The sequence below is a fragment of the Alphaproteobacteria bacterium genome (assembly GCA_024244705.1).
Taxonomy (GTDB): Bacteria; Pseudomonadota; Alphaproteobacteria; order JAAEOK01; family JAAEOK01; genus JAAEOK01.
On sequence record JAAEOK010000107.1, the window covers coordinates 1 to 1,250 of the forward strand.

Annotated in this window: 1 protein-coding gene; it reads left to right on the forward strand. The window is 54.4% G+C overall.

Going from position 1 to position 1,250, the window contains the following annotated elements; translation table 11 throughout:
• The coding region (locus GY791_19625) for a calcium-binding protein (GenBank protein MCP4330611.1) at window positions 1-1,250 on the forward strand (1,250 nt) is incomplete at both ends.

A 1,250-nucleotide genomic window follows, 5' to 3' on the forward strand; every position in this document is an offset into this window, starting at 1 on the left:
AGCAGTGCGATTGGTCAGACGGTGGATACGGTCAGTGCCAACGGTCTGGAGATGACGTCCGAGACCGATTTTGACGGCGATTTGATCGCTGACGTTAAAGTAGAAACGACAACAGTCCTCAATGCCGATGGTAGCCGGACAACGACCCGCAGTGTCGACAACCGGGACGGTACGACCAGAAGCGAAGTCGTCACCACCATCAGCGATGACCAGCTTGTTACAACGGTGCAATCGGACAGAGATGGCGATGGCGCCGATGAACGCAAATCGACCGGCACGACTGTTCTCAACAATGATGGTAGCAGCACAGAAACTCTCGAAACTGAGGCAGCTGACGGATCACTGCTAAACCGGTCTCAAACAACGATCAGCGATGACGGATTGACCCTTACACAGCGTGCGGATGCCGATGCTGACGGCACCTATGATTTGACATCGGAAACGCAAACGGTCCTGCAAAATGATGGCGGAACGGTCACCACAACCGAATTGCGCGATTCCGTAAATGCCCTGCGCAACAGCCGCACTGTCACAATATCCGATGATGCGCGTTCAATCGTCACTGAAGATGATGTCAACGCGGACGGTCAGGCCGATCTTGTGACAACGCGGCTCATTGCCGATGATGGAACGATCGAAGCAATCACGTCTGCGCAAAACAGCGATGAAACACTGCAGAGGCGATTGAAGGAAGTCACCAGCGATGACGGGCTGACTGTGACGACTTCATTCGACCAGGATGGTGATGGCACCTTTGAAAGCGTCGTCGATGACCAAACCTTTCTTGAAGCAGATGGATCGACAACACGCACGATCGAACGCAAGGACGAAGACGGGTCGGTCTATGGCAGGACCCAAATTGACATAAGCGATGACGGTTTGACCGAAACTGTCCGGGACGACTGGAATGGCAACGGCCAGCATGACCGTACAACAACGCGCAACACCGACCTTGCCTCTGACGGCACGCTCACATTTACACAGCAGACACAGTCCGAGAACGGAACAGTCATCGAGGAATACACGGAAGTCACCAGTGCCGACGGCAGGACGGTCACTCAGGATTATGATGCCGACGGCAATGGTTATTTTGATGCTGAGACAACCACGATCCTGGGCAGTGACGGCAAGACGACGTCAACAACAGACTATAGCGACGAGACGGGCACGCTGCTGTCGACAATTGTCAGCACAACGAGCAGTGACGGGCTGGAAAGCACCTGGTCGATCGACCGGGATGGTGATGGAAC